Source organism: Deltaproteobacteria bacterium (assembly GCA_029210625.1).
Classification (GTDB): domain Bacteria; phylum Myxococcota; class Myxococcia; order SLRQ01; family SLRQ01; genus JARGFU01.
This window is the reverse complement of record JARGFU010000017.1, coordinates 85,444-107,693: the sequence shown is the minus strand read 5'-3', so window position 1 is coordinate 107,693 and position 22,250 is coordinate 85,444. Positions and strand designations below refer to the sequence as shown.

The following is a 22,250-nucleotide window of genomic DNA, read 5'->3' as shown; positions in this document are numbered from 1 at the left end:
CGAGCGGCTCTTGTAAGTAATTGTTTTTACTTATGAAGAAAGTTGGAGAGCGGCGCCTTGACGTGCTCGACAGGGGCCTTATAGATCCCCCCGACCTGGCACTCGGGGCCTGGGAGTGCCAAGCCGGCACCGCGAGGCCCCACAACCTCCAAAGGAGAAGAACCATGAAGATCCGTCCCCTGCACGACCGCGTGGTGCTCAAGCGCATCGAGGGCGAGGAGAAGACCAAGTCCGGCATCATCATCCCCGACTCCGCCAAGGAGAAGCCCCTCGAGGGCGAGATCGTCGCGGCGGGCAACGGCAAGATCCTCGAGGACGGCACCGTCCGCAACCTCGACGTGAAGGTCGGCGACCGGGTGCTCTTCAGCAAGTACGCCGGCACCGAGATCAAGCTCGACGGCGAGGAGCTGCTCATGATGCGCGAGGACGACATCCTCGGGATCATCGAGAAGTAGCGCGCGCCTCATCGAAAACAACGTTTCAACCGACTCAATAGATAGGAGCCAATCATGGCCAAGGAAATCATCTTCGACACGAAGGCCCGCGAGCTCATCCTCAACGGCGTGAACACCCTCGCCAACGCGGTGAAGGTCACCCTCGGGCCCCGCGGCCGCAACGTCGTCATCGACAAGAGCTTCGGCCCGCCGGTCATCACCAAGGACGGCGTCACCGTCGCCAAGGAGATCGAGCTGAAGAACCGGTTCGAGAACATGGGCGCCCAGATGGTGAAGGAGGTCGCCTCCAAGACCTCGGACGTCGCCGGCGACGGCACCACCACCGCCACCGTCCTCTCCCAGGCGATCTTCCGCGAGGGCTCCAAGCTCGTCGCCGCCGGCCACGACCCCATGAGCATCAGGCGGGGCATCGACAAGGCCGTCGAGATCGCCACCGGTCAGCTCGCCAAGCTCTCCAAGGACACCAAGGACAAGAAGGAGATCGCTCAGGTCGGCACCATCTCCGCCAACGGCGACTCCACCATCGGCGAGATCATCGCCGAGGCGATGGAGAAGGTCGGCAAGGAGGGCGTGATCACGGTCGAGGAGGCCAAGAGCCTCGAGACCACCCTGGACGTCGTCGAGGGCATGCAGTTCGACCGCGGCTACCTCTCCCCCTACTTCGTGACCGACGCCGAGCGCATGGAGGTCGCCCTCGAGGATCCCTTCATCCTCATCCACGAGAAGAAGATCTCCTCGATGAAGGACCTCCTCCCGGCCCTCGAGCTGGTGGCCCGCGCTGGCCGTCCGCTCCTCATCATCGCCGAGGACATCGAGGGTGAGGCCCTCGCCACCCTCGTCGTGAACAAGCTGCGTGGCACGCTGAACGCCGCCGCCGTGAAGGCCCCGGGCTTCGGCGACCGCCGCAAGGCCATGCTGCAGGACATCGCGATCCTCACCGGCGGCAAGATGATCGCCGAGGATCTGGGCATCAAGCTCGACTCCATCACCCTCGACGACCTCGGCACCGCCAAGCGCGTCACCATCGACAAGGACAACACCACCATCGTCGATGGCGCCGGCGCCGGCGAGGACATCGAGGGTCGGGTCAAGCAGATCCGCGCCCAGATCGAGGAGACCTCCTCCGACTACGACCGCGAGAAGCTGCAGGAGCGCCTCGCCAAGCTGGTCGGCGGCGTGGCCGTCATCAACGTCGGCGCCGCCACCGAGGTCGAGATGAAGGAGAAGAAGGCCCGCGTCGAGGACGCCCTCAACGCGACCCGCGCTGCCGTCGAGGAGGGCATCGTCCCTGGCGGTGGTGTGGCCCTCATCCGCTGCCTCGACGCGATCGAGAGCATGAAGGTCTCCGAGGAGGAGGCCTGGGGCGTGAAGATCATCCTTCGCGCGCTCGAGGAGCCGCTGCGCCAGATCGCCGCCAACGCGGGCCTCGAGGGCTCCATCGTGGTGAACAACGTGCGCGAGCACAAGGACGCCTACGGCTACAACGCCGCCACCGCGACCTACGAGGACCTGGTCGAGGCCGGCGTCATCGACCCCACCAAGGTGACCCGCTCTGCCCTGCAGAACGCCGCCTCGGTGGCCTCCCTCATGCTGACCACCGAGGCCATGATCGCCGAGCTCCCCGAGGAGAAGAGCGGCGGCGCCCCCGACATGGGCGGCATGGGCGGCATGGGTGGCATGGGCGGCATGGGCATGATGTAGGCCCGCCTCCCGGTCCCTGACCGACCTGGGCCCACGGCTCGCCTCGCGCGGCCGTGGGCCCTTGCTTTTCTGCTCGTTCGCGCCAAGGTACCCCCGTGAGCCAGGTCACCATCTACACCACCCCGATCTGCCCCTACTGCGTCATGGCCAAGCGGCTCCTCCAGAAGAAGTCGATCGACTTCGAGGAGATCGACCTCTCGCGCAACCCCGCGCTGCGCGCCGAGCTCTCGGCCAGGACCGGCATGCGCACCGTGCCGATGATCTTCATCGGCGAGGAGTGCATCGGCGGCAGCGACGATCTCCACGCCCTGGATCGCGAGGGAGAGCTCGATCGCAAGCTCGCCGCCCTCGCCGACTGAGTTGCGAGCCGCTGGCCGGGCGGGTAGACCCGCTCGCATGCTGCGCTCGCTCCTCGGCCTCGCCCTGCTCACCGGCCTGCTCGCGGCCTGCCCGGGCACCCAGGTGCGCTGGAAGGCCGCCGAGCCGCTCGAGACCCTCGAGCCGAAGGTGGTGGTGATCTACCCCTTCCGCTTCCGCTGGGCCGAGCCCGAGTGGCGCACGCACCAGAAGAGCCGGGACCTGGTCTCGGCCGCCCTCGCCGAGGGCCGCTTCCTGGTGGTGGGCCCCGAGGAGCTGACCGTCTACCGGCCCGACGATCCCAACGTCCTGGCCGGCTCCACCCTCCTGCCCCGGCTGATGGAGCTGGGGCTGACCCCGGGCGAGGCCGTCGTCCTGCGCGCCTGGGCCGAGGAGCGGCGGGAGAAGAACACCCGCCTCATCTTCGACCAGGCGGGGCGCCCGGTGGCCCGGCAGCAGGGGGAGAAGCGGGTGGTCATCGCCCACCTGCAGCTGGTCGAGGTGGAGAAGGGCCGGATCCTGCTGGAGGGCCACCGCAGCATCCCCTTCGACCCCCTGGCCATCCAGCCCGACTACGACCCCCTCCACCCCCTCACCCTCGCCCTGCGGCAGATGGCCACCGAGGCCCTCGAGCGCCTGGAGGGGAAGGGTCACCCCTCCCCCGGCACGAAGCTGGTCCTCCAGCACAACCCGGCGGCGGCGGCCCCGAGCGGCGGCGCCGATCCCCTCCAGACCGAGCTGCTCCAGCTGGGCTTCTTCGCCTACTTCCAGCCCGACTGGGGCCCCTCGGATCTCAAGGCCCTCGAGCGCGCCGGGCGGGGTGCCCGGGTGGCCGCCCTGGACGGCCCCGCCACCGAGGCCGGGCTGATGGTGGGGGACATCATCACCGCCTGCAACGACATGACCGTCACCGGCCCCGAGACCGTGCTTCGCCACCTCGCCCGGGCCGAGACCGGCGTGCGCCTGGAGGTGCGGCGCAACCTGCGCACCGTCCAGCTCGTCCTCCCCCGCAGAGCGGACGATTGACCCCGCCCCTCCCCTCTGGGAGACAGAGAGACGCGATGACCGGTCTTCAGCACGATCCACACCACCGCCGCCGGGGGCTCGCCCTCGGGCTCCTCCTCCTCCTCGGCCTGGGCGCCTGCATCATCCGCCCGGAGTCCACCGAGGCCGCCCGCCGGGACTTCGACCGCGCCGCCCTCGGGGACGTCATCCTCCGGGCGGTCCCCCCGGGCGCGAACCCCAGCCAGCCCAGCTTCGACGACGGCGTGAAGCTCGCCGGCTGGCGCACCGAGCCCGAGCGGCCCCGGGCCGGCGACCGGGTCACCGTGGAGTTCTACTGGGAGGTCCTCGAGGAGCCGCAGGACGACTGGCGGGTCTTCGTCCACCTCGAGCCCATCGCCGTCGAGGGCGGCCGGATCAACGGCGACCACGACCCCGCCGGCGGCCGCTATCCCACGCGGGTCTGGCGGACCGGTGAGGTCGTCGCCGACCGGTGGGCCTTCACCATCCCCGGCTACCTGCAGACCTCGGGCATCGAGATCTGGACCGGGATGTACCAGGGCGGCACCCGCCAGGGCCTCGTCCCCCGCTCGGGCGTCCGCAACGACGGCCAGAACCGGGCGATGATCGGCGTCATCCCCCTGGCCGCCGAGTAGTAGAGCTAGCCGGGCTCGACGCCACTCGCTAGGATGGCCTCTGGCCTTCGTGAGAGGCAGGTGGATGGACGCGGGCCGATCCCTCGGGGTCGGCTCGAGGAAAGTCCGGACTCCATAGGGCACGTTGCTGGTTAACGGCCAGGCGGGGCGACCCGACGGAAAGTGCCACAGAAAAGATACCGCCCTCGACCCTCGGGTCAGGGTAAGGGTGAAATGGTGAGGTAAGAGCTCACCGCGCGCCCGGTGACGGGCGTGGCAGGGTAAACCCCAGCGGGAGCAAGAGCGAATAGGAAGCGGCGGATCCCTCACCGGATCCAGGAGGCGGCCCGCCTCCCGCTTCGGGTGGCTCGCCAGAGGGCGTCGGTAACGGCGCTCCCAGACGAATGTCCATCACTCATCCCCTCGGGGGTGGGAACGAAATCCGGCTTACAGCCTGCCTCTCACGCAAGGCCTCTTCGAACTGTCAGCCCCGAGCTCGGCCCTGCTCGCCTCCGGCAGCTCTTCCTAGAGGCCGGTGCGCTCGAGGGTGCCGTCGAGCTCCTCGTCGACGGCGCGGTTGGCCATCTGGTCGGCGGCCTTGTTCTGCTCGCGCTTGACGTGCACCGCCTCGAAGGCGGCGAAGGTGCGCGCCAGGCGCATCACGTCGGCGTGGTAGGGCTTGAGGTGGGCGGCCTTCACCCGGTAGACGCCCTTGATCTGCTTGATGAGCAGCTCGGAGTCGCTGACCAGCCGCACCTCGGTGGCGCCCAGCTCCTGGGCGGCCCGCAGGCCGAGGAGGATCGCCTCGTACTCGGCGACGTTGTTGGTCTGGTGGCCGAGGTAGCGGCCGACCCGGCCGAGGACCCGGCCGTCGGCCGACTGGAGCACGGCGCCAGCGCCCGCCGGCCCGGGGTTCCCCCGGGCGGCGCCATCCGTGCAGACCTGCACCCGGCTCAAGTCTGAGCCTCGTCGCCCAGGCCTGCGGCCTCCTCCTCCGGGGCCACGTAGAGGATCCGCATGCAGCTCGGGCACTGGGAGATACCGCCCCGGCCGGAGACGAGCTCCTGGTAGAGCTGCGGACGCAGGCGCATCCGGCAGGCCCCGCAGCTGCCGCCCTCGAGGGCGGCGGCCATCGCCTGCCCGCCCCGGCGGGTGCGGATGCGGTCGTACTGGGAGAGGACCCGCTTCTCGACCGCCTCGGTGGCGGCCTTGCGGCGCTCGCTCAAGACGGCCTTGTCGCCCTCGATGCCGGCGATCTTGCCCTCGAGCTCCTTGCGCTCGCCGGCGTAGCCGTTCTCCTTGTCGAGGATGGTCCGCTCGATCCGCTCGATCTCGTTCTTCAGGGCCTCACCCTGCTCGAGGAGGTTGAGCACCTCCTCTTCCTGGTTGCGGATGCCCTTCTTGCCGATGTCGATCTCACGGGAGAGCGCGGCGTACTCGCGGGGCGTCTTGATGTCGGTGAGGCGCGCCTCCCACTTCTTGATCTGATCCTTCTGCATCTGGATCTGCGCCTCGATGTTCTTGCGCTCGACCTCCAGTGCATCCAGCTCGGTCTGCTTGGCGTCGCTCTCGGCCCGATCGGCAGCCAGCTCGGTGTCGATCTCGGCGAGCCGCTCCGGGTAGGCCTTGGCGGCCTCCATCAGCTCGTGGATCTGGGTATCGATCTCTTGCAGGGCCAGAAGCTTCCTCAACCGCTCGTCCAAGTGTCTTCTCCAGGTGTGGGCTCTTAAATGAAAACGCCCGGGGTTCCCGGGCGTCGCTTACTGCTCATCTATCTTCTTCTTCTGCTGCTCGACTCGGAGGGCACCGGGCTTGTGCCCGCACGCTCCGGGAAAGACCCCCTCCCCGGCTCGGCTCCTCTCGACACGAATACAAAACAGCATAGAAGCGGCTGTATAGGCCCCTGGCGCGAGAGGATCAACCCCCTGATCGGCGCGAGCCCTCAGGGGGTTCGGACCCACCTCTCACCACCCGATCAGGGCTGTTCCCCGCCTCCCGGCGGCTCCATGAAGGACTTCAGGCGCTTGCTGCGGCTGGGGTGCCGGAGCTTGCGCAGGGCCTTGGCCTCGATCTGCCGGATCCGCTCCCGGGTGACCTCGAAGTCCTGGCCGACCTCCTCGAGGGTGTGATCGCTCTTCTCGCCGATGCCGAAGCGCATCCGCAGGACCTTCTCCTCGCGGGGGGTCAGGGTGGCGAGCACCTTCCGGGTCTGCTCGGCCAGGTTCATGTTGATGACCGCGTCCTGCGGAGAGGTGACGGCCTTGTCCTCGATGAAGTCCCCGAGGCTGCTGTCCTCCTCCTCGCCGATGGGCGTCTCGAGGGAGATCGGCTCCTTGGCGATCTTCAGGACCTTGCGGACCTTCTCCAGGGGCATCTCCATCTTGGCCGCGATCTCCTCCGGGGTGGGCTCGCGGCCCAGCTCCTGGACGAGGTAGCGGCTGGTACGGATCAGCTTGTTGATCGTCTCGATCATGTGCACCGGGATGCGGATGGTGCGCGCCTGATCGGCGATGGCCCGGGTGATCGCCTGGCGGATCCACCAGGTGGCGTAGGTCGAGAACTTGTAGCCCCGCTGGTACTCGAACTTGTCCACCGCCTTCATCAGGCCGATGTTCCCCTCCTGGATCAGGTCGAGGAACTGCAGGCCGCGGTTGGTGTACTTCTTCGCGATGGAGACCACGAGGCGCAGGTTGGCCTCGATGAGTTCGCCCTTGGCCAGCTCGGTCCGCTTCTCGCCGGCCACGATGTCGTGGAAGGTCTGGCGGAGCTCGTCGATGCCGGTGCCGGCCTCCTCCTCCACCGCCTTGATCTTGCGGTTGGCGGCCTTGAGGGCTCGCTCGACCTCGGCGGCCTCCTCGACCCGCAGGCCGAGCTTCTTCAGGATGCGCTTCTCGGCGACCGGCGAGGTCTTCGCCTCGCGCAGGAGGGCGCGGATCTCCCGGGCGGGCATCCGCACCTTCCGCTCGACGTCACGCACGGCGAAGTTGCACTCGTCGACGCGGCGGATGAGCAGCTTCAGGCGCTCGATGATGGCGTCGATCTGCCGCTTGGAGAGGCGCAGCTCGGCGAGGACCTCGCCCATCTGCTGACGGCGCCGGTCGATGGCGGCCTCGAGCTCTCTGCGCTTGCGGGCCGAGACTCCGCGGCGGGCGGTCAGCTGCAGCGTGGCCTTCTCGTTCTCGCGGTAGAGGCGCTTGATGCGGTCGATGGCCTTCACCACCGCGTCGACGTTCCGGGAGCCGGCCTCGTCGCCCTCCGGGGCGTCGCGGACGACGTCCTTGAGGCGGGCCTTGCCGTGCTTCAGGCGCTCGCCCAGCTCGATGATCTCGCGGATGGCCGTGGTCGAGCGGAGGACGACCTCGAGGACCTCCTTCTCACCCGCCTCGATCCGCTTCGCGATCTCGACCTCGCCCTCGCGGGTGAGGAGGGAGACCGAGCCCATCTTCCGCAGATACATGCGGACCGGGTCGGTGCTCTTGCCGTAGGCGTCCTCGGTGCCCGAGGCCGGCTTCACCAGGCGGTGCGGCGCCTTGCCCTTGTCGTCGCTCGCGCCCTCGTCGGCGGCATCCCGGGTCGAGGACGCCTTGTCAGCGGACTCGACCACCTCGATCCCCGCCTCACCGAAGACCATCATCACGTCGTCGAGCTGCGCCGGCTCGCTGATCTCGACCGGCAGCCCCTTGTTGATCTCGCCGTAGGTCAGGTAGCCCTGCTCCTGACCCTGCTCGACCAGCGCCTGCACCCCCTCGTTCTCGCGCAGGTCGGGATCGGCCATGACGGACTTGGGCTTGCGGGTCTTCTTGGTCGCGGCCTTCTTCGCGGCCCTGGCGTGCTTGGTCGCGGCCTTCTTGACCGCGGCCTTCGTCGCGCCGGTCACGGTCTTGGACCGCTTCGTCTCGGCCTTCTCGGTCTCGGCCTTCTTCGTCACGGTCTGCTTCGCCGTGCTCTTCTTCGCCACCGACTTCTTCGCCGCCTTCTTCGTCGTGGACTTCTTGGCCGTCGACTTGCTGGCAGTCTTCTTGGCGGTGCTGGCAGCCTTGCGCGTCACCGTCTTCTTGCGGACGGTGCTCTTTCGCGCGCTGGTCTTCTTGCTGCTGCGAGTCATGTGTTCTCCTGGGCTATTCGTTGCCGGCCTGGAGCTGCCGGCGCTGGTCCTTGAGCGAAGAGAGACGCCGGGCCCGGGCGATGGGATCCTCGTCCGGGTGGGTCTCGCGGCGCAGCTGGGCTTCGCGCCGGTCGAGGGCGTCGAGGCGCAGGCGCCTGAGGGTGTGCTGGAACCACCGCTGGGCCTCCTCGTCGCTCTTCTCACTGGCGCTCGAGGCGTTCTCGGTGAGGTGGCGGCGCAGGGAGGCCACCAGGCGCTCGTCCCGCAGGTGGGCGAGGAGGCTGGCGGCGTCGGTGGGCAGGCCCTCCTCCACGGCGTCGAGGGCCGCGGAGACGAGGGCCCGGGTCTCGGGGTGGGCGAAGTCGTCGAGGTGTCCGGCCAGGGCCTTGGCCAGGAGCGGGCGCTCGAGGATCTGGAGGCAGAGCGCCTGCTCGTTCGCCGGGGCCAGCGGGAGCGCGCCGTGCGCCTCGGCCGGGTGAGGGGGCTCGTCCCGGTCGGGGAAGCGGCCGGGAGGCGGCTGGGGCCGCCTCTCACCGGAGGAGGGGCGCGGCGACGAGGGGCGGCCCAGGCCGAGGTGCCCGCGCAGCTCGCCCTCGTCGAAGCCGAGGCGATCGGCCACCCGCCCGAGGTAGAGCGAGCGGGCCAGGGGATCGGAGATGCGCTGGAGGAGCGGCCGGATCTCCTTCGCCGCCCGCACCCGCTCCTCGACGGTGGCGCCGACGGCGCCGAGCACCCGATCGATGAGGAACTCGGTGATGGGCGGCGCGTCGGCGCAGAGGCTCTCGAAGGCCTCGGCGCCCTCGCGGCAGACGTAGGCGTCGGGGTCGTCTCCCGCGGGCAGGCGCACCACCCGGGTGAGCAGCCCCTCGGTCTGGGCGACCACGTCGTGGGCCCGCACCACCGCCTGCTCGCCGGCGGCGTCGCCGTCGAAGACCAGGTGGAGGTCGGCGCCCAGGCGCTGGATCGTGCGGCCGTGCTGGGGGGTCAGGGCGGTGCCACAGGAGGCCACCGCCCGCTCGACGCCCTCCTGGTGCAGGGCGATGACGTCGAAGTAGCCCTCGACCAGCACCGCGGCGCCCGCGCGCCGGATCGCGCCGCGGGCCAGGTCCATACCGAAGAGCACCTCGCTCTTGTGGTAGACCGGCGACTCGGCGGAGTTCAGGTACTTCGCCGGGTGATCGCCCTCGACCACCCGCGCACCGAAGGCCACGGTCTTCCCGTCGGTCGTGCGGATCGGGACCATCAGGCGGCCCTGGAAGCGCTCGTAGTCGCCGTGGCGGCCCGTGACGCGCAGGCCGGCCTTGCGCTGATCTTCCTCGCTCACACCTGCAGCCGACAGCCGCGCGCAGAGATCGTTCCGCATCGGCGCGTAGCCCAGCCCGAAGGTGCGGGCGGTCTCCTCGAGGATGCCGCGCTCGCGCAGGTGGGCCCGCCCGGGCTCACCCGCCTCGGTCTTCCACAACCAGTGGGCGAAGGCCTCGGCTGCCTTGCGGTTCGCCTCGGTGAGGCGCCTGGCCTCCTCCCGCTGCGCCCGCGCCCGCGCGTCCTCGGCGCTGGAGGTGAAGGGGATCTCCACCCCCACCTCCTCCGCCAGCTGACGCACCGCCGCCGGGAAGGAGAGACCGTCGATGTCCATCAAGAAGCGGAAGACGTCACCTCCGGCACCACAGCCGAAGCAGTGGAAGATCTGCTTGTCGGGAACCACGTGGAAGGACGGAGTCTTCTCCTGATGGAAGGGACACAGCCCCTTGAAGCTGCGCCCCGCCTTCTTCAGGGAGACTGTTCGCCCCACCACTTGCGCGATGTCCGCCCGAGAGCGGACCTCGGCAATCTTGTCGTCCGGGATTCCTGACACGACTCTAGAGAATCCAGACCGCCTGTTCGAGGGAGGGCGCCAAGACAGAAGCGCCCTCCATGTGGGTGGGTCCCCGTCGCCGGGGGGACCCTTTTGCTACGACTTTCGCGCACACTCCGACCGTCGCTACCCGAGACGATCGTGAGTGCGGGTGCTGCTAGCGCCGGCGGATCTTCTTGCCGGTGCGCTTGCGAGCCGCGATGGCCTTCTTCTTCTTCTTGACGCTGGGCTTCTCGTAGTGCTCGCGCTTGCGAATCTCGGAGAGAATGCCGGCCTTCTCACAACTCTTCTTGAAGCGCCGCATCGCGCCCTCGAAGGACTCGCCTTCCTTGAGGCGTACGCTGGTCATTGACTATCACCTGCCTCTCATCTCGAAACTCGCTCGGGGACCCGATCATCGGATCCTTCGGCCCCCGGGCGGCTGTGGCGACGAAACCTAGAACCCGCCACCTTATGGGGTCAGGCGCCCCTGTCAAGGCGTTTCGAAGGCTTTCATGCCGGCACCGGGCCGGTGCTCGAGGTGGATCCGGGCCTCGGGGCTCCCCGCCAGGTTCGCCTCGAGGCGGACCAGGACCACCTCCTGGACGTAGGGGAGCCTGACGGTCTCCCCCGGGTGCAGATGTTGCAGCGAGTCCCCGGGGTCCCGGGAGAGGGACATCAGGTTCCCCCCGGCGTAGCCCAGCACGATGTAGGCGGGCCCACCCTCCGGAGCCCGGTAGGAGACCTCGTAGATGGCCTCTCCGTCCAGATTCGAGAGCTGGGGCAGGCCCCGCCCCCCCAGGCTGATGCAGTGGGCCCGGCCGTCCACCCGGACGGCCTGGCTCCTCCCCGGGCTCTGGATCCGGATGCGCAGGTGATCGGCGTTGTTGTGGCAGGAGTCGCCGTCCAGCACCCCCAGGCCCAGGCGGGCGGTCCCGGGCGGGAGCCGCACCTTCTGGTCGGGGCGGACCAGCCCGCTGCCGAGGTGACCCCCCGCGCCGTCCCGGGCCAGCCAGAAGCCGACGTCCTGCTGCCGGCCGATCACCACCAACACGTCGCCGCTCACCGTCAGGAAGTGGCGGCGCCGCGGATCCACGTCCACCCAGTTCAGGGTCCAGCTGCCGGCGTCGACCGCCGGCCGGGCGAGGTCGAGAGTGAGGTCGAGGTGTCCCCCCTCCCGCTCCTCCACCCGCATCTGGGGCAGGGGCTCCGGTGGCGGCTCCACCTCCGGGGGAGGCCTGGGCTTCACCTGGACCTGCAGCTGGGGCCGCAGGGTGAGGGCCAGCACCGAGGTGCCCGGCTCCGCCAGCTGCTCGAGGGGCTGGTAGGAGGGCAGCTCCAGGCGGATCCGGCGGGGCGTGGCGCGGTCGAGGTCCTGCAGGAATGCGTCGGTGGCCAGGCCGGTGTCGATCCCGTCCACCAGGATCCTCGCGCCGGGCGGCCGGCTGCGGACCTCCATGTTCCAGGGCGGGGTGTCGGGGACCGCCGCCCACCAGAAGGCCCCCACCAGGACGGCCAGGGGCACGAGGGCCAGGAGGGCGACCTCGACCACCCGCCCGGCGGTCCAGGGGCGGCCCCCGCCCGCGGCGAGGCGGGGCGCCCGGCGGTGGAGGGTCAGCTCGTAGTCGGGCGGCAGGGCGACCTCCCGGCCCGATCCGGAGAGCTCGTCGGCGAAGCCGAAGCGCATCAGCTCGCCCAGCTCCCGCTCGCTGGCCAGCTCCCCCGCCGCGCGCGCCCAGGAGAGGAGGGCCTCCGCCAGCTCGGCGGCGGAGGCGGGCCGGTCCTCGGGGCGCGGCTCCATCGCCCAGCTCACCAGATCCGCCAGGGCCGGATCGATCCCCGGCGCCACCTCGGCGAGCTGGGGAATGCGGCCCAGGAGGAGGGCCGCCCGCGCGGCCTCGGCGGTCCCGACGTAGGGGGGCCGCCCGGCCAGCAGCTCGAAGAGGAGCGCGCCGGCCGAGTAGAGGTCCGAGCGCAGGTCCACCTCGTCCCCCCGCGCCTGCTCCGGTGGGAGGTAGGGCAGCTTGCCCTGCACTCCGCCGGGGCCCTCGCGCCCGGCCTGCGCCAGCGCCCGGGCGATGCCGAAGTCGACCAGCTTCACCTGCCCCTCGAAGGCGACCAGCACGTTCTGGGGCGAGACGTCGCGGTGGACGATCCCCAGCGGCTCCCCGCTCTCGTGGGTGCGGGTGTGGGCGTGCTCGAGGGCCTCGAGGACGTCGGTGACGATCTTGAGGGCGTGCGCGAGGGGCATCGCTCGACCGGCCTGGCCGAGGCGGCGCAGCAGCTCCGAGACCGAGCGACCGTCCACCAGCTCCATCGCCAGGTAGACCTCGCCCTCCTCGTGCCCGAAGTCGAAGACCTGCGCGATCTTGCCGTGGTGGAGCACGAAGGAGACCCGCGCCTCCCGCACGAAGAGCTTCACGAAGCGGCGATCGCTGGTGTAGGCGGGCAGAATCCGCTTCACGCAGACCGGCTGTACCACCCCCGCCGCCCGGTGGGCCCGGGCCTCGAAGACCTCGGCCATGCCCCCGACCCCGAGGCGGCGGACGATCTCGTAGGGACCGATGGTGGCCGGAAGGTCGCTCACGCCCGCGCTCCCCGCTGCCGGGTCCACGCCAGCAGCAGCAGCCCGAGGAGGGTGAGCGCGCCCGGCCCCGGCTCGACCATCTGGGTGCACTTGCAGGTCTTCGGAGGGGGAGAGGGCGCACCGGCGTCGCTGTCCCCGTCCTCGGGCCAGTTGCCGGCGTCGCCGATCCCTCCGGCGCCGTCCTGCACGATCACCGCGCCGACCCCGGTCCCCCGGGCGCCCTGATCGTCCTCGGCGGAGAACTCGAGCCACCAGCGCCCGCTCTGATCGGCGTCGGGCACCCAGGTGAAGAGCCCCGAGGGAGCGTCGAGGGTGGCGCCGTCGGGCAGGGGCTCGACCGCATAGCGCACCGGATCGCCGTCGGGATCGATGCTGCGGATCTGCAGGACCACGAGGGTGTCCTGCACGACCTGGAGCTCCCCCACCGGCAGGACCACCGGCGGGTGGTTGCCCGGGCCCGGGTCGCTGCCCTGGTAGAGGGTCGCGCTGCCGTCCGAGCCGTCCGCCGCCACCCGGCCCGCGGGATCGCTCACCCGCACCCGCAGGGTCTCGCTGCTGGCGTCGGGCAGGGTCCAGTCGTGGCTGCCGTCGTTGGCGACGCCGGTGGCCAGGGGCTGCCAGGTCCTCCCGTCGTCGAGGCTGTAGTGGAGATCGACCGTGGCCGCGCTGCCCACCGTGCTCCAGGTGAGGGGGGTGGTGCTCCCCGCCGCGAGGCGCTCGCCTCCATCGGGGGCGGTGACGAGGAAGGCCTCTCCTTTCACCAGGGTGAAGGTGTCGGTGATCTCCCCGTCGTGGCGCAGGTTGCGCAGGGTGAGGTGGTTGCCCTCGACGTCGAGGAGGCACGAGCCCAGCTCGGTCTCGGCGAAGTACATGAGGGGGTGCATCCCGTCCTGGCTGATGCTCGCCCCGCCGTGTCCGGCCACCACGTAGACCGCGCCGTCGCGGGCCAGCGAGGCGGGCCCCTTCACGTAGGCGCCCTCCCCGCCGAGCTTCCCGTCGCGGCCGTCGAGGATCTTCCCGTCGGCCGTCGTGGGGGTCTCGTAGGCGCCGGCGACCAGGTAGGAGCGCTCGTAGATGTGGGAGTGGCCGGCCAGCACCAGATCGACGCCCGCCTCCTCCAGGATCGGCAGGGCGTTCTCCCGCATCTCGATCAGCTGGCTCTCGGTGTCCGAGTCGTGGCTGCCCTTCGAGTAGGGAGGGTGGTGCCAGTAGGCGACGATCCAGGTGCGGGAGGTGGCCGCGAGATCCTCCCGCAGCCAGGTCAGCATCGCCCCGTCCACCGCCCGGGAGGAGTGGTGCGAGTCGAGGACCACGAAGTGCACGTTGGCGTGGTCGAAGCTGTAGTAGGCCTCGGTGCCCGTGGGCAGGCCACCGGCCTCCGCGGCCCGGGGCAGGACGTAGGCGTCGAAGTAGGGCCCGGACTCGCTGGCCGAGTCGGAGCTGTTGCCCTCGTGGTTGCCGAGGGTCGGCCAGGTCACCGTGTTGCGGAGGGTGAGGAAGTAGGGCTCGAAGAAGCGGGTCTGGAACTCGACCTCCTTGCCGTCGGTGTAGGCCATGTCTCCGAGGTGCAGGAAGAGCTCCGGGGGATCGCGGCCGGCGACCTTGTACATGCCGTTGCGCGCCGCGGCCTGGCGGCCGTCGCCGGTGCCCGAGTCGCCGACGATCCACGCCCGGAAGCGGGTGACCGAGCCCGCCTCGGGTGAGGTCTCGAAGAAGAAGGTGGGATCGTCGGTGTCGGTCGAGAGCCCGGCGCCGTCCCCCACCGAGTAGTAGTAGCGGGTCGCCGGTGCGAGGCCGGTGAGGCGGACCTCGTGCTGGGTGGCGGCCTCGTCGACCCGCACCGTGCCCTCCTGCGAGCCGGGGGAGGGTCCGAAGTGGACCACCCCCGCCGTGGGCTCGTCGGTGCGCCACACCACCGTCATCTCGGTGGGCGCACCCCGCTGGAGATAGGGACCCCGGACGATCCTCTGCGCCGCCGCCGGCAGCGGCGCCCCCAGCGCGATCACCCCGGCAAGGATCGCGAGTCGCATCTGCGCGAGTCTCGCAGGTCTCCGTCGAGGCGCAAGAGCGGACCCTCTCCTTGAGATCAAGCTGCACAAGCAATAGTTAGTGTAGCAATCATCATGCGCACTCGTGAGGATCGGAAGCGATGAGCGGCTGGGACCTGGCCATCGTGGCCGGCTACGGCCTCGTCCTCGTCGGCGTGGGGCTCTACTTCCTGCGGCGGCAGACCGATACCGACGCCTACTTCGTGGGGAACCGGCGGATGGGCGCCGGCCACCTCGGCCTCTCCATCGTCGCCACCGACGTGGGTGGGGGCTTCTCCATCGGGCTGGGAGGCCTGGGCTTCACGATGGGCCTCTCGGGCTCCTGGCTCCTCTTCACCGGCCTGGTGGGCGCCTGGATCGCGGCGGTGCTGATCATCCCCCGGGTGAAGCCCCTGGGCGAGGAGCTGGGGTGGACCACCTTCCCCGACTACCTCGAGCACCGCTTCGACGGCCGCACCCGCACCCTGGCGGCGGTGGTCTCGGCGGTGGGCTACGCCGCCTTCGTCGGGGCCCAGATCCTCGCCGGCGCCAAGCTCTCCTCGGTGGCCTTCCAGATCGACCTGACCACCGCGGTGCTGGTGATGGCGGCGATCGTCATCCTCTACACCACCCTCGGCGGGCTCGAGGCGGTGGTCTACACCGACACCCTCCAGTGGGCGGTGCTCTTCGGCGGCCTGCTCTTCTTCGGGCTTCCTTTCGGCTTCGAAGCGGTGGGCGGCCTCGAGGGGCTCCGCGCCGGGCTGCCCGAGGGCCACCTCTCGCTCTCGAACGTCGACGGGCAGACCCTGCTGGTCTGGGCGGTGACCATCATCCCCATCTGGTTCGTGGGCAACACCCTCTACCAGCGCATCTACGCCAGCCGGGACGTGAAGACCGCCCGGCGCGCCTTCTACCTGGCCGGGCTCTTCGAGTGGCCGCTCATCGCCTTCCTCGGGGTCACCCTCGGCGTCTTCGCCCGGATCCTCTTCCCCGAGGTCGAGCCGGAGCTGGGCCTGCCGATGCTCATCCGCGAGGTCCTGCCGGTCGGCGTCGTGGGCATCCTGATGGCCGCGTACTTCTCGGCCATCATGTCCACGGCCGACAGCTGCCTGCTGGCCTCGGTGGGCAACCTGGTGGGCGACCTCATCGAGCCTCACCTCGGTGAGCGCGCCAGCGAGGCGCGCCTCCTGAAGCTCTCGCGCGCCCTGACCCTGCTGGTCGGCGCCCTCTCGGTCGGCGTCGCGCTGGCCCTCCCCGGCGTGCTCGACGCGGTGCTCCTCGCCTACGCCTTCATGGTCTCGGGCCTCTTCGTCCCCACCCTGGCCGGGCTGCTCTGGCCTCGGACCGGCGCCCGGGCCGCCTTCTGGAGCATGCTGGTCGGCGGCGGCGTGGCCGTCACCCTGAACCTCGTCCCGGCCTGGGCGCCCGGCCCCGATCCGGTGATCCCGGCGATCCTCGCCTCGGCGGCGGTGCTGATCGTCCTCACCCTGCTCTCGCCCCGCGAGGCGCGCGCCTGATCGCTAGCTCGCGGCCAGGCCCGCCTGCACCCCGCGCAGGAAGGTCGTCGCGAGCTTGCCCAGATCCGCGGCGTGGTAGCCGCCCTCCTGCACCACCACCGTGGGCAGGCCGAGGCGGCCGAAGCGCTCGCCCAGCGCCTGGTAGTCACCGCGCTCGAGCTGGAAGTGCCCCACCGGATCCTTCTTGTAGGTGTCGAAGCCCGCGGCGAGCACCAGGGCGTCCGGCGCGAAGTGCTGCACGGCTGGCAGGACGTGGTCGTCGATCACCCGCAGGTAGGCCTCGCCGTCGAGACCCATCGGCAGGGGGATGTTCAGGTTGAAGCCCAGGCCCGGCCCGGCGCCGGTCTCGGAGGCGTAGCCGGCGAAGTAGGGGAAGACCTCGCGGGGATCACCGTGAACGGAGAGCGTGAAGACGCCGGCCGTGCGGTAGAAGATGTTCTGGGTGCCGTTGCCGTGGTGGAAGTCGATGTCCACCACCGCCACCCTCCCCTTGCGCTTGAGCAGGCGGGCCGCCACCGCCGCGTTGGCGAAGTAGCAGTAGCCGCCGAAGGAGGCGCGGGTGGCGTGGTGTCCGGGAGGGCGCGAGAGGGCGTAGGTCAGGCGGTGGCGGCCGCCGCTCACCTCGGCGGCCGCGTCCCGGGCGCAGGCGGCGCTCCAGGCCGCCGCCTCCCAGGTGTTCCTCGCCAGGGGCGTACCCGAGTCGAAGCAGAAGGCCCCGGCCTGGTGGAGGTTGGTGGGATCGCCGGTGCCGTCGCGGTGGCGGGGGAAGACCATCGGCGAGAAGGTCTCGCCCTCGGCCAGCTCCTTGGCCGCCGTGTTGTAGAGGGTCAACAGGCTGTAGTTGTGCAGGGCCCGCAGGGCGCCGAGGGGAACCTCGCGGGGCACGCGCCGCTCGAAGTCTTCCGGGGCGGCCCGCACCGCTGCGAGGATCGACTCGGCCCGCGCCGTGGTCTCCGGGTGATCGATCTTCTCGCCGAAGGCCCACTCGTAGCGCGGCTTGAACGCGAGCTGGGCGTCGTGGAAGTAGACGGGGATCGGGGCTGGCACGGCTCGAACCTAGCGCCCTAGAGGCTCCGGCTCCACACGTTCATGTCCTCGAGCCCCTCACCGATCCGGCACGAGCGGGTCATCCGGCCGCGGTACTCGAAGTCGAGGCGCTGGAAGGCCAGGTTCACCCCGGCGATGCGCGCCCGGGCCAGGGTGAAGGCGGTCGGGTAGTCCAGGTCCCGCAGGTCGCCCATCAGATCCTCGAGGATGGCCTGCAGGTAGCCCCGCCCGCGCGCCTCCGGCAGGGTGGCGCAGTCGGTGAGCTCGGCGGTGCGCGCCTCGCGGATCAGATCGGCGCTGGCGCAGGCCACGACCTCGCCCTGATCGCGGACCACCCGGAAGGGGGTGCCCTCCTCGATGGCCCCGGCGATGTACTCCGGGTTGCCGCTCGGTGTCGGGTACTGCTCGAAGGTCTCGGCGATCAGCTCGGCGATCTCCGGCGCGTCCGCGGGGGTCGCGCGGTGGGTCTCCACCGGCAGGTGGGTCCGGCCGGGGCGAGGCCCGCGCTCGATCAGGGCGTCGACCCGCGCCACCTCCAGGGGGTGCCCGCCATCGCTGCGCTCACCGTCGAGGGCGTAGGCCAGCACCGCGCAGTCGTCCTCGCCGCGGTAGAAGCCGGGCATCACCGCTTCGGTCTCGTAGCCCACCGCCTCGAGGCCCTCGGAGACCTCCTCGCTGGCCAGGACGACGATCCTTCCCCGGCGCTGCTCCTCGGCCTCGGCCACCAGCGCCAGCCCGAGGGCCTCCCCGTTGTGGGCGCGCGGGTGATCGCAGCGCAGCCGGTCCGAGTAGAGGTCCACCCGGGCGGTCACCGGCGCCTCCTCCGGGAGGGGGATCTTCACCGGGAAGCCCCGGGGACGCGGATCCTCGGGTGAGAGAGCATGGACGGGCACCACGGTCGTACTGCAGGAATACATGTTGCCAATATAATTGTCACAGCAACCTTTGTCCCTCAAGTCTTTGTGGGGCACGACCTGCTGGGTCGGCCCGGGGGCCCGTGCTATGGCTGACCCCTCCCCTCGACCCACGGAGCCCCCATGCCGAGCGAGGCCGACATCGCCCACGAGGTCCTCCGGGCCATCCGCCAGATCGTCCGCCGGATCTCCGAGCACTCCAAGCTCCTCTCCCGGGATGTGGGGCTGACGGTGCCTCAACTGATGTGCCTCAAGGCCATCGGAGAGCTGGAGGAGCGCGGGGAGGAGATCACGGTGGCCCAGGTGGGCAACCAGGTGCACCTCTCCCCGGCGACCACCTCCCGGATCCTCGACCGGCTGGTCCGCTCCGAGCTGATCACCCGCACGCGGCAGGAGAAGGACCGCCGCAAGGTCTGCCTGGCGCTGACGGCCGCGGGCGCCGAGCGCTACCAGACCCTGCCCATCCCTCTGCAGGAGAGCTTCGTCGAGCGCCTGCTCGCCCTCGAGCCCGAGGAGCGGCTCGAGCTGCTGGATGCGCTGCGCCGGATCTCGGGGCTGATGGACGCCACCGAGCTCGACGCCGCGCCGCTGCTGACGCCGGGGTCGGACGTCCGCGCCTGAAGCCGCCGCCCGCCCGCGATCAGTGGGCCGCCTTCTTGCCCTTGGGCACGGCGTTCCAGATCCGGGTCAGCAGGTAGAGACCGAGCAGCCCGAAGGGGAAGAGGAACACGGGCCAGTAGCTCCAATCCCAGGAGGTGATGATCCCGAGGGAGAAGGACTGCAGCCCGGTCCCGAGGTAGACGAAGCCGTCGATGGCGCCGACCGCGGTGGCCGCGCCCCGCTTCCCGCCGAAGTCCATGGTGGCGGTGCCCGAGAGCAGGCCGTGGGTGCCGATGACCGCCAGGCTCATCAGGAAGACGATCACCCCGAGCCAGGTGGGGGAGAGAGGCAGGACCGGCCCCGCCGGGAGCTTGCGCTTGTCACCCGCCCGCATCTTGGGCTTGGGATCCTTCAGCTCCAACGTGAGGGTCTCACCCCCGCGCTGCACCACGACCGGGATGACGCCGGTGCTGACCTTCAGGTCGTCGGCGGTGAGCTTGGGCTTGGTCGAGCACCAGCACTTCTCGGTGTCCCACTTCGCGTCGCCCTCGCAGGCGGCCGGGAGGCAGGCCACTTCTCTCGAGATGTCGGTCCAGTCCTCGGTCGCCTGGCCGTTCACCTCGGTGATCACGTCGCCGGGCTGCAGCTGGGTCTTCCCCTCCTTGGCCCAGGACACCTCGTTGGTCGTGGAGCCGAGGCTGAAGAACATGCCGACGGAGGCCACGCAGAGCAGGCCGTAGAGCAGGGCCGCCACCGGCGCCCGCCGGCTCTGGAAGACGATGTCGCTCACCCAGCCCGCCACGTTGCCGCCGATGACGCCGGCGACCATCAGGAGGCCACCCCAGCCGCCCTGCATGAAGGGCACCAGGAAGAGGACGCCGCCCAGGGACCAGAAGACCGCCGAGGGCTTGCCCTTCTGCTTGCGGATGCCGCCGATGATCATGAGGACCGCGGCCACCCCGAAGAAGGGCAGGATCGTGTAGAGCTCACCCCAGTTTCCGTAGACCAGCCAGTGGTCGCTCGGCAGGACCCAGACCTCCTTGGCGTAGATCGGGAACCAGTGCATCACGCCGTTGCGCAGCACGCCGGTGCAGAACTCGATGAACGCCACGGTGAGGATGATCGGGTGGGTGAAGATCCGCCTGAGGATCGCCCAGGTGCTGATCGGGCTGCCGTCGTCGCCCGAGTCGTCGTCACCGGTCTCGATGTCCTCGTGGCCCGCCTGACCCGGGCGATCCTTGAGGAGGATGAGCTCGATCACGAACATCGCCCAGAGGGCGATCGTGGGAGCGAAGAAGACCCACCAGGTCTGCGCCGAGCCGGCGGTCCGGGTCAGATCCACGATCCAGCCGTTGACCGTGAACGCGAGGAAGATGCCCGAGGAGATCATCGTGCCGAAGATCCCCGAGAAGCCTCCTCGCTCCTTCACGTGGAACCAGGAGGCGTTCACCTTCACGATCGCGACCGCCCCGAAGGACTGGAAGTACATGTTCGCCGCGTAGAGGAAGGAGAAGAGCACCCGGATGCTGATGTCGCTCGTCGGGTTCCCCGCGAGGGTCCAGATCGCGTAGCCCATGATCAGGTTCATGAGCCCCGAGCCGAGGGCCGCGACCAGCATGGCCTTCTTGCCCCCGAAGCGGTCGGTGAGCGGACCGTTCAGGAGGAAGGCGAAGCCGTAGGTGACCGTTCCGACACCGAAGATGATGCCGAAGTCCTCCTTCGTCATCAGGCTGCCGAGCTCGGTCTTGGCGACGGTCAGGTTGTACCGCCCCATGTAGAGGAAGGCGTAGGTGAGCCCGAGGGGGAACCAGTTCAGGAAGCGCCGGATACGGTAGGCGTTGGTGTGGACCACGGTTCCGGTCGCGAAGGGGTCTCTCAGAGCGGTCATCTCGATCGTCTCCTGGGTACACGAAGGGGCACCGGATCGACCGATCCCGCGCCTGGCGGCGCGCATACTCGCATCGAGCCCCGGGGCCATCAAGGCGGCCGGGGCGCTCGCGCGTGACGACCTGGGCCGGCGACCCTAGGGGGCCGGCGTGACGACGATCTCGGACATCATCCCGAGCTCGGCGTGCTCGAGGATGTGGCAGTGGGCCATCCACCGTCCCGGGTTGTCCATGAAGGCCGTGATGCGCACGTCGCTCATCCCCGGCACCAGCACCGTGTCCTTCAGGCCGGGCTGGGCGGTCCCCGCGATCGCGAAGAACTGACCGTGGAGGTGGAAGGGGTGCTCGGGCCCCAGGGTGTTGCGCAGGAGCAGCTCGACCGTCTCGCCCTCGGCGAAGGTGAAGAGGGGCTCCATCCCGTGGGAGACGCCGTTGATCCGCCACTCGAGGCCGTTCGCGCCCTGCACGGCGTCGAAGACCAGCTCCTCGCTGCGATCGACGCTCCGCTCGGGGAGGGCGTCCTTCGGCGCCCAGACGATCTCGGTCGGGGCGCGAGCGGTGTCCACCACGTCGACGACCAGGTTGGGCAGCGCCAGCTCGACGGTGTTGCCCTGGGCATCGGAGGAGAGGACATGGTTGTAGAGCCTCACCTCGCCCACGGCGTCGTAGTGCACCTCGAGGTCGTAGCGCTGCCCCACCGCCACCGTGATCCGGCTGCTGCGGTAGGGGGTCGGCAGGCGACCGCCGTCGGTGCCCACCACCCAGAAGTCGGCGCCCTCGACCGAGAGGCTCATGGTGCGGGCGTTCGCGGTGTTCACGATCCGCCAGCGCTCGGCCTGGCCCACCACGGCCTCGCCGGTGGCGAGCTCGGAGAAGCGGCCGTTGGTGAGCAGCACGTTGCCCCAGCGCCCGTGCATCCCCTCCATGTGGCTGCCGAAGAAGCTGGCCAGGGTGCCATCGGCGTTCAGCAGCAGGTCGTCGACCACGATCACCCGCTCCAGATCGAAGTGGGGATCGGCCGGGTCGTGGACGACCAGCGCGCCCTGCAGGCCCCGCTCCACCGCCACGTTCGAGCGCACGTGCGGGTGGTACCAGAAGGTGCCCGCCTCCGGGACGACGAAGCGGTACTCGAAGGAGTCGCCGGGCTCCACCGGGGACTGGATGCGCGGCGAGCCGTCCATCTGGTCGGAGATCCGCAGGCCGTGCCAGTGGATCGTCTGGGGCTCCCGGAGGCCGTTGACGAAGTGGACCACCACCTCGTCGCCCACCTTCGCCTCGATGCGGGGGCCCGGGTAGAGGCCGTTGTAGGTGAGCATCGGCAGCACCGTGCCGCCGCCCAGATCGATCTCCTTCTCCTCCGAGGTCAGCCAGACCTCGACCACGTCCGGATCGGGATCGACGTCCTTTGCCACCTCCCCGCCCCAGACGACCGGCGCGAGCACCTCCGGCGTGTCGCCCCCGGGGAGCTCCGGGGTGGGCTCGGCCCCGCAGGCGGTGCTCCCGAGGAGCAGCGCGGCGGCGATCGAAGGAATCAGGACGGAGGGACGGCGGACGGACATCGGCTTCATGTGACTCTCCCCAAC

18 protein-coding genes and 1 other RNA gene are annotated in these 22,250 nt (G+C 70.1%); 8 read left to right on the top strand and 11 right to left on the bottom strand.

What is annotated here, in order from left to right; translation table 11 throughout:
- Positions 1-164: 164 nt before the first annotated feature.
- The 6 genes from groES (at position 165) to rnpB (ending at position 4,616) form a co-directional block, all read left to right on the top strand.
- Positions 165-455, top strand: a complete 291-nt coding sequence (groES, locus tag P1V51_16690; protein ID MDF1564682.1) for a co-chaperone GroES — start codon at positions 165-167, stop codon at positions 453-455.
- A gap of 54 nt (positions 456-509) precedes the next feature.
- Positions 510-2,156 carry a chaperonin GroEL gene (gene groL, locus P1V51_16685; protein ID MDF1564681.1) on the top strand — a complete coding sequence of 549 codons (1,647 nt, stop codon included), beginning with the start codon at positions 510-512 and terminating at the stop codon, positions 2,154-2,156.
- A 95-nt stretch (positions 2,157-2,251) separates the two neighbouring features.
- Positions 2,252-2,515: a glutaredoxin 3 gene (gene grxC, locus P1V51_16680; GenBank protein MDF1564680.1), complete on the top strand. Its 264-nt coding sequence runs from the start codon at positions 2,252-2,254 to the stop codon at positions 2,513-2,515.
- A 37-nt stretch (positions 2,516-2,552) separates the two neighbouring features.
- A complete protein-coding gene (locus tag P1V51_16675; protein ID MDF1564679.1) occupies positions 2,553-3,539 on the top strand; it encodes a PDZ domain-containing protein in 987 nt (328 codons plus the stop codon).
- Between the two features lie 35 nt (positions 3,540-3,574).
- Complete coding sequence (locus P1V51_16670) at positions 3,575-4,171, top strand: hypothetical protein (protein ID MDF1564678.1); 597 nt, start codon at positions 3,575-3,577, stop codon at positions 4,169-4,171.
- A 52-nt stretch (positions 4,172-4,223) separates the two neighbouring features.
- Positions 4,224-4,616: RNase P RNA component class A (gene rnpB / locus P1V51_16665), an RNA gene on the top strand.
- Between the two features lie 59 nt (positions 4,617-4,675).
- On the opposite strand, the gene P1V51_16660 is transcribed toward rnpB, so the two are convergent.
- The 7 genes from P1V51_16660 to P1V51_16630 all read right to left on the bottom strand — a co-directional run bounded on the left by P1V51_16660 (position 4,676) and on the right by P1V51_16630 (position 14,706).
- Complete coding sequence (locus tag P1V51_16660) at positions 4,676-5,098, bottom strand: ribonuclease HI family protein (GenBank protein MDF1564677.1); 423 nt, start codon at positions 5,096-5,098, stop codon at positions 4,676-4,678.
- Between the two features lie 5 nt (positions 5,099-5,103).
- Positions 5,104-5,841 (bottom strand): C4-type zinc ribbon domain-containing protein, encoded by a 738-nt coding sequence (locus P1V51_16655; GenBank protein MDF1564676.1) that lies wholly within the window; start codon positions 5,839-5,841, stop codon positions 5,104-5,106.
- A 284-nt stretch (positions 5,842-6,125) separates the two neighbouring features.
- Positions 6,126-8,255: an RNA polymerase sigma factor RpoD gene (gene rpoD, locus P1V51_16650; GenBank protein ID MDF1564675.1), complete on the bottom strand. Its 2,130-nt coding sequence runs from the start codon at positions 8,253-8,255 to the stop codon at positions 6,126-6,128.
- A 13-nt stretch (positions 8,256-8,268) separates the two neighbouring features.
- Positions 8,269-10,110, bottom strand: coding sequence for a DNA primase (gene dnaG, locus P1V51_16645; protein MDF1564674.1), 1,842 nt, complete (start codon positions 10,108-10,110; stop codon positions 8,269-8,271).
- A 157-nt stretch (positions 10,111-10,267) separates the two neighbouring features.
- On the bottom strand, positions 10,268-10,459 hold the full coding sequence (rpsU, locus tag P1V51_16640; GenBank protein MDF1564673.1) for a 30S ribosomal protein S21: 192 nt from the start codon (positions 10,457-10,459) through the stop codon (positions 10,268-10,270).
- A 123-nt stretch (positions 10,460-10,582) separates the two neighbouring features.
- Positions 10,583-12,676, bottom strand: a complete 2,094-nt coding sequence (locus tag P1V51_16635) for a serine/threonine protein kinase (protein MDF1564672.1) — start codon at positions 12,674-12,676, stop codon at positions 10,583-10,585.
- Positions 12,673-14,706, bottom strand: coding sequence for a metallophosphoesterase (locus tag P1V51_16630; GenBank protein ID MDF1564671.1), 2,034 nt, complete (start codon positions 14,704-14,706; stop codon positions 12,673-12,675). Before P1V51_16630 ends, P1V51_16635 begins: the two co-directional genes overlap by 4 nt.
- A gap of 119 nt (positions 14,707-14,825) precedes the next feature.
- Here P1V51_16630 and P1V51_16625 point away from each other — a divergent pair, with 119 nt between their 5' ends.
- Positions 14,826-16,220, top strand: a complete 1,395-nt coding sequence (locus P1V51_16625) for a sodium:solute symporter family protein (protein MDF1564670.1) — start codon at positions 14,826-14,828, stop codon at positions 16,218-16,220.
- Positions 16,221-16,223: 3 nt separating this feature from the next.
- Here the strand turns inward: P1V51_16625 and P1V51_16620 are convergent, their stop codons facing one another.
- Together P1V51_16620 and P1V51_16615 are read right to left on the bottom strand one after the other, a co-directional pair.
- Positions 16,224-17,267, bottom strand: a complete 1,044-nt coding sequence (locus P1V51_16620; GenBank protein MDF1564669.1) for a histone deacetylase family protein — start codon at positions 17,265-17,267, stop codon at positions 16,224-16,226.
- Between the two features lie 17 nt (positions 17,268-17,284).
- Positions 17,285-18,184 carry a GNAT family N-acetyltransferase gene (locus tag P1V51_16615; protein ID MDF1564668.1) on the bottom strand — a complete coding sequence of 300 codons (900 nt, stop codon included), beginning with the start codon at positions 18,182-18,184 and terminating at the stop codon, positions 17,285-17,287.
- Positions 18,185-18,304: 120 nt separating this feature from the next.
- On the opposite strand from P1V51_16615, the gene P1V51_16610 reads away from it, so the two are divergent.
- Positions 18,305-18,802 (top strand): MarR family transcriptional regulator, encoded by a 498-nt coding sequence (locus P1V51_16610; GenBank protein MDF1564667.1) that lies wholly within the window; start codon positions 18,305-18,307, stop codon positions 18,800-18,802.
- A 19-nt stretch (positions 18,803-18,821) separates the two neighbouring features.
- Here P1V51_16610 and P1V51_16605 read toward each other — a convergent pair whose 3' ends face one another.
- Both P1V51_16605 and P1V51_16600 read right to left on the bottom strand, forming a co-directional pair.
- Positions 18,822-20,669, bottom strand: a complete 1,848-nt coding sequence (locus P1V51_16605) for an MFS transporter (GenBank protein MDF1564666.1) — start codon at positions 20,667-20,669, stop codon at positions 18,822-18,824.
- Between the two features lie 135 nt (positions 20,670-20,804).
- Complete coding sequence (locus P1V51_16600; GenBank protein MDF1564665.1) at positions 20,805-22,235, bottom strand: multicopper oxidase family protein; 1,431 nt, start codon at positions 22,233-22,235, stop codon at positions 20,805-20,807.
- Positions 22,236-22,250: the final 15 nt, after the last annotated feature.

Excerpts from the sequence above, each read along its gene's own strand:
- groES (MDF1564682.1), top strand. The coding sequence starts at position 165 with ATGAAGATCCGTCCCCTGCACGACCGCGTGGTGCTCAAGCGCATCGAG.
- groL (MDF1564681.1), top strand. The coding sequence starts at position 510 with ATGGCCAAGGAAATCATCTTCGACACGAAGGCCCGCGAGCTCATCCTC.
- P1V51_16675 (MDF1564679.1), top strand. The coding sequence starts at position 2,553 with ATGCTGCGCTCGCTCCTCGGCCTCGCCCTGCTCACCGGCCTGCTCGCG.
- P1V51_16670 (MDF1564678.1), top strand. The coding sequence starts at position 3,575 with ATGACCGGTCTTCAGCACGATCCACACCACCGCCGCCGGGGGCTCGCC.
- rpoD (MDF1564675.1), bottom strand. The coding sequence starts at position 8,255 with ATGACTCGCAGCAGCAAGAAGACCAGCGCGCGAAAGAGCACCGTCCGC.
- rpsU (MDF1564673.1), bottom strand. The coding sequence starts at position 10,459 with ATGACCAGCGTACGCCTCAAGGAAGGCGAGTCCTTCGAGGGCGCGATG.
- P1V51_16630 (MDF1564671.1), bottom strand. The coding sequence starts at position 14,706 with ATGCGACTCGCGATCCTTGCCGGGGTGATCGCGCTGGGGGCGCCGCTG.
- P1V51_16625 (MDF1564670.1), top strand. The coding sequence starts at position 14,826 with ATGAGCGGCTGGGACCTGGCCATCGTGGCCGGCTACGGCCTCGTCCTC.
- P1V51_16615 (MDF1564668.1), bottom strand. The coding sequence starts at position 18,184 with ATGTATTCCTGCAGTACGACCGTGGTGCCCGTCCATGCTCTCTCACCC.
- P1V51_16610 (MDF1564667.1), top strand. The coding sequence starts at position 18,305 with ATGCCGAGCGAGGCCGACATCGCCCACGAGGTCCTCCGGGCCATCCGC.
- P1V51_16605 (MDF1564666.1), bottom strand. The coding sequence starts at position 20,669 with ATGACCGCTCTGAGAGACCCCTTCGCGACCGGAACCGTGGTCCACACC.
- P1V51_16600 (MDF1564665.1), bottom strand. The coding sequence starts at position 22,235 with ATGAAGCCGATGTCCGTCCGCCGTCCCTCCGTCCTGATTCCTTCGATC.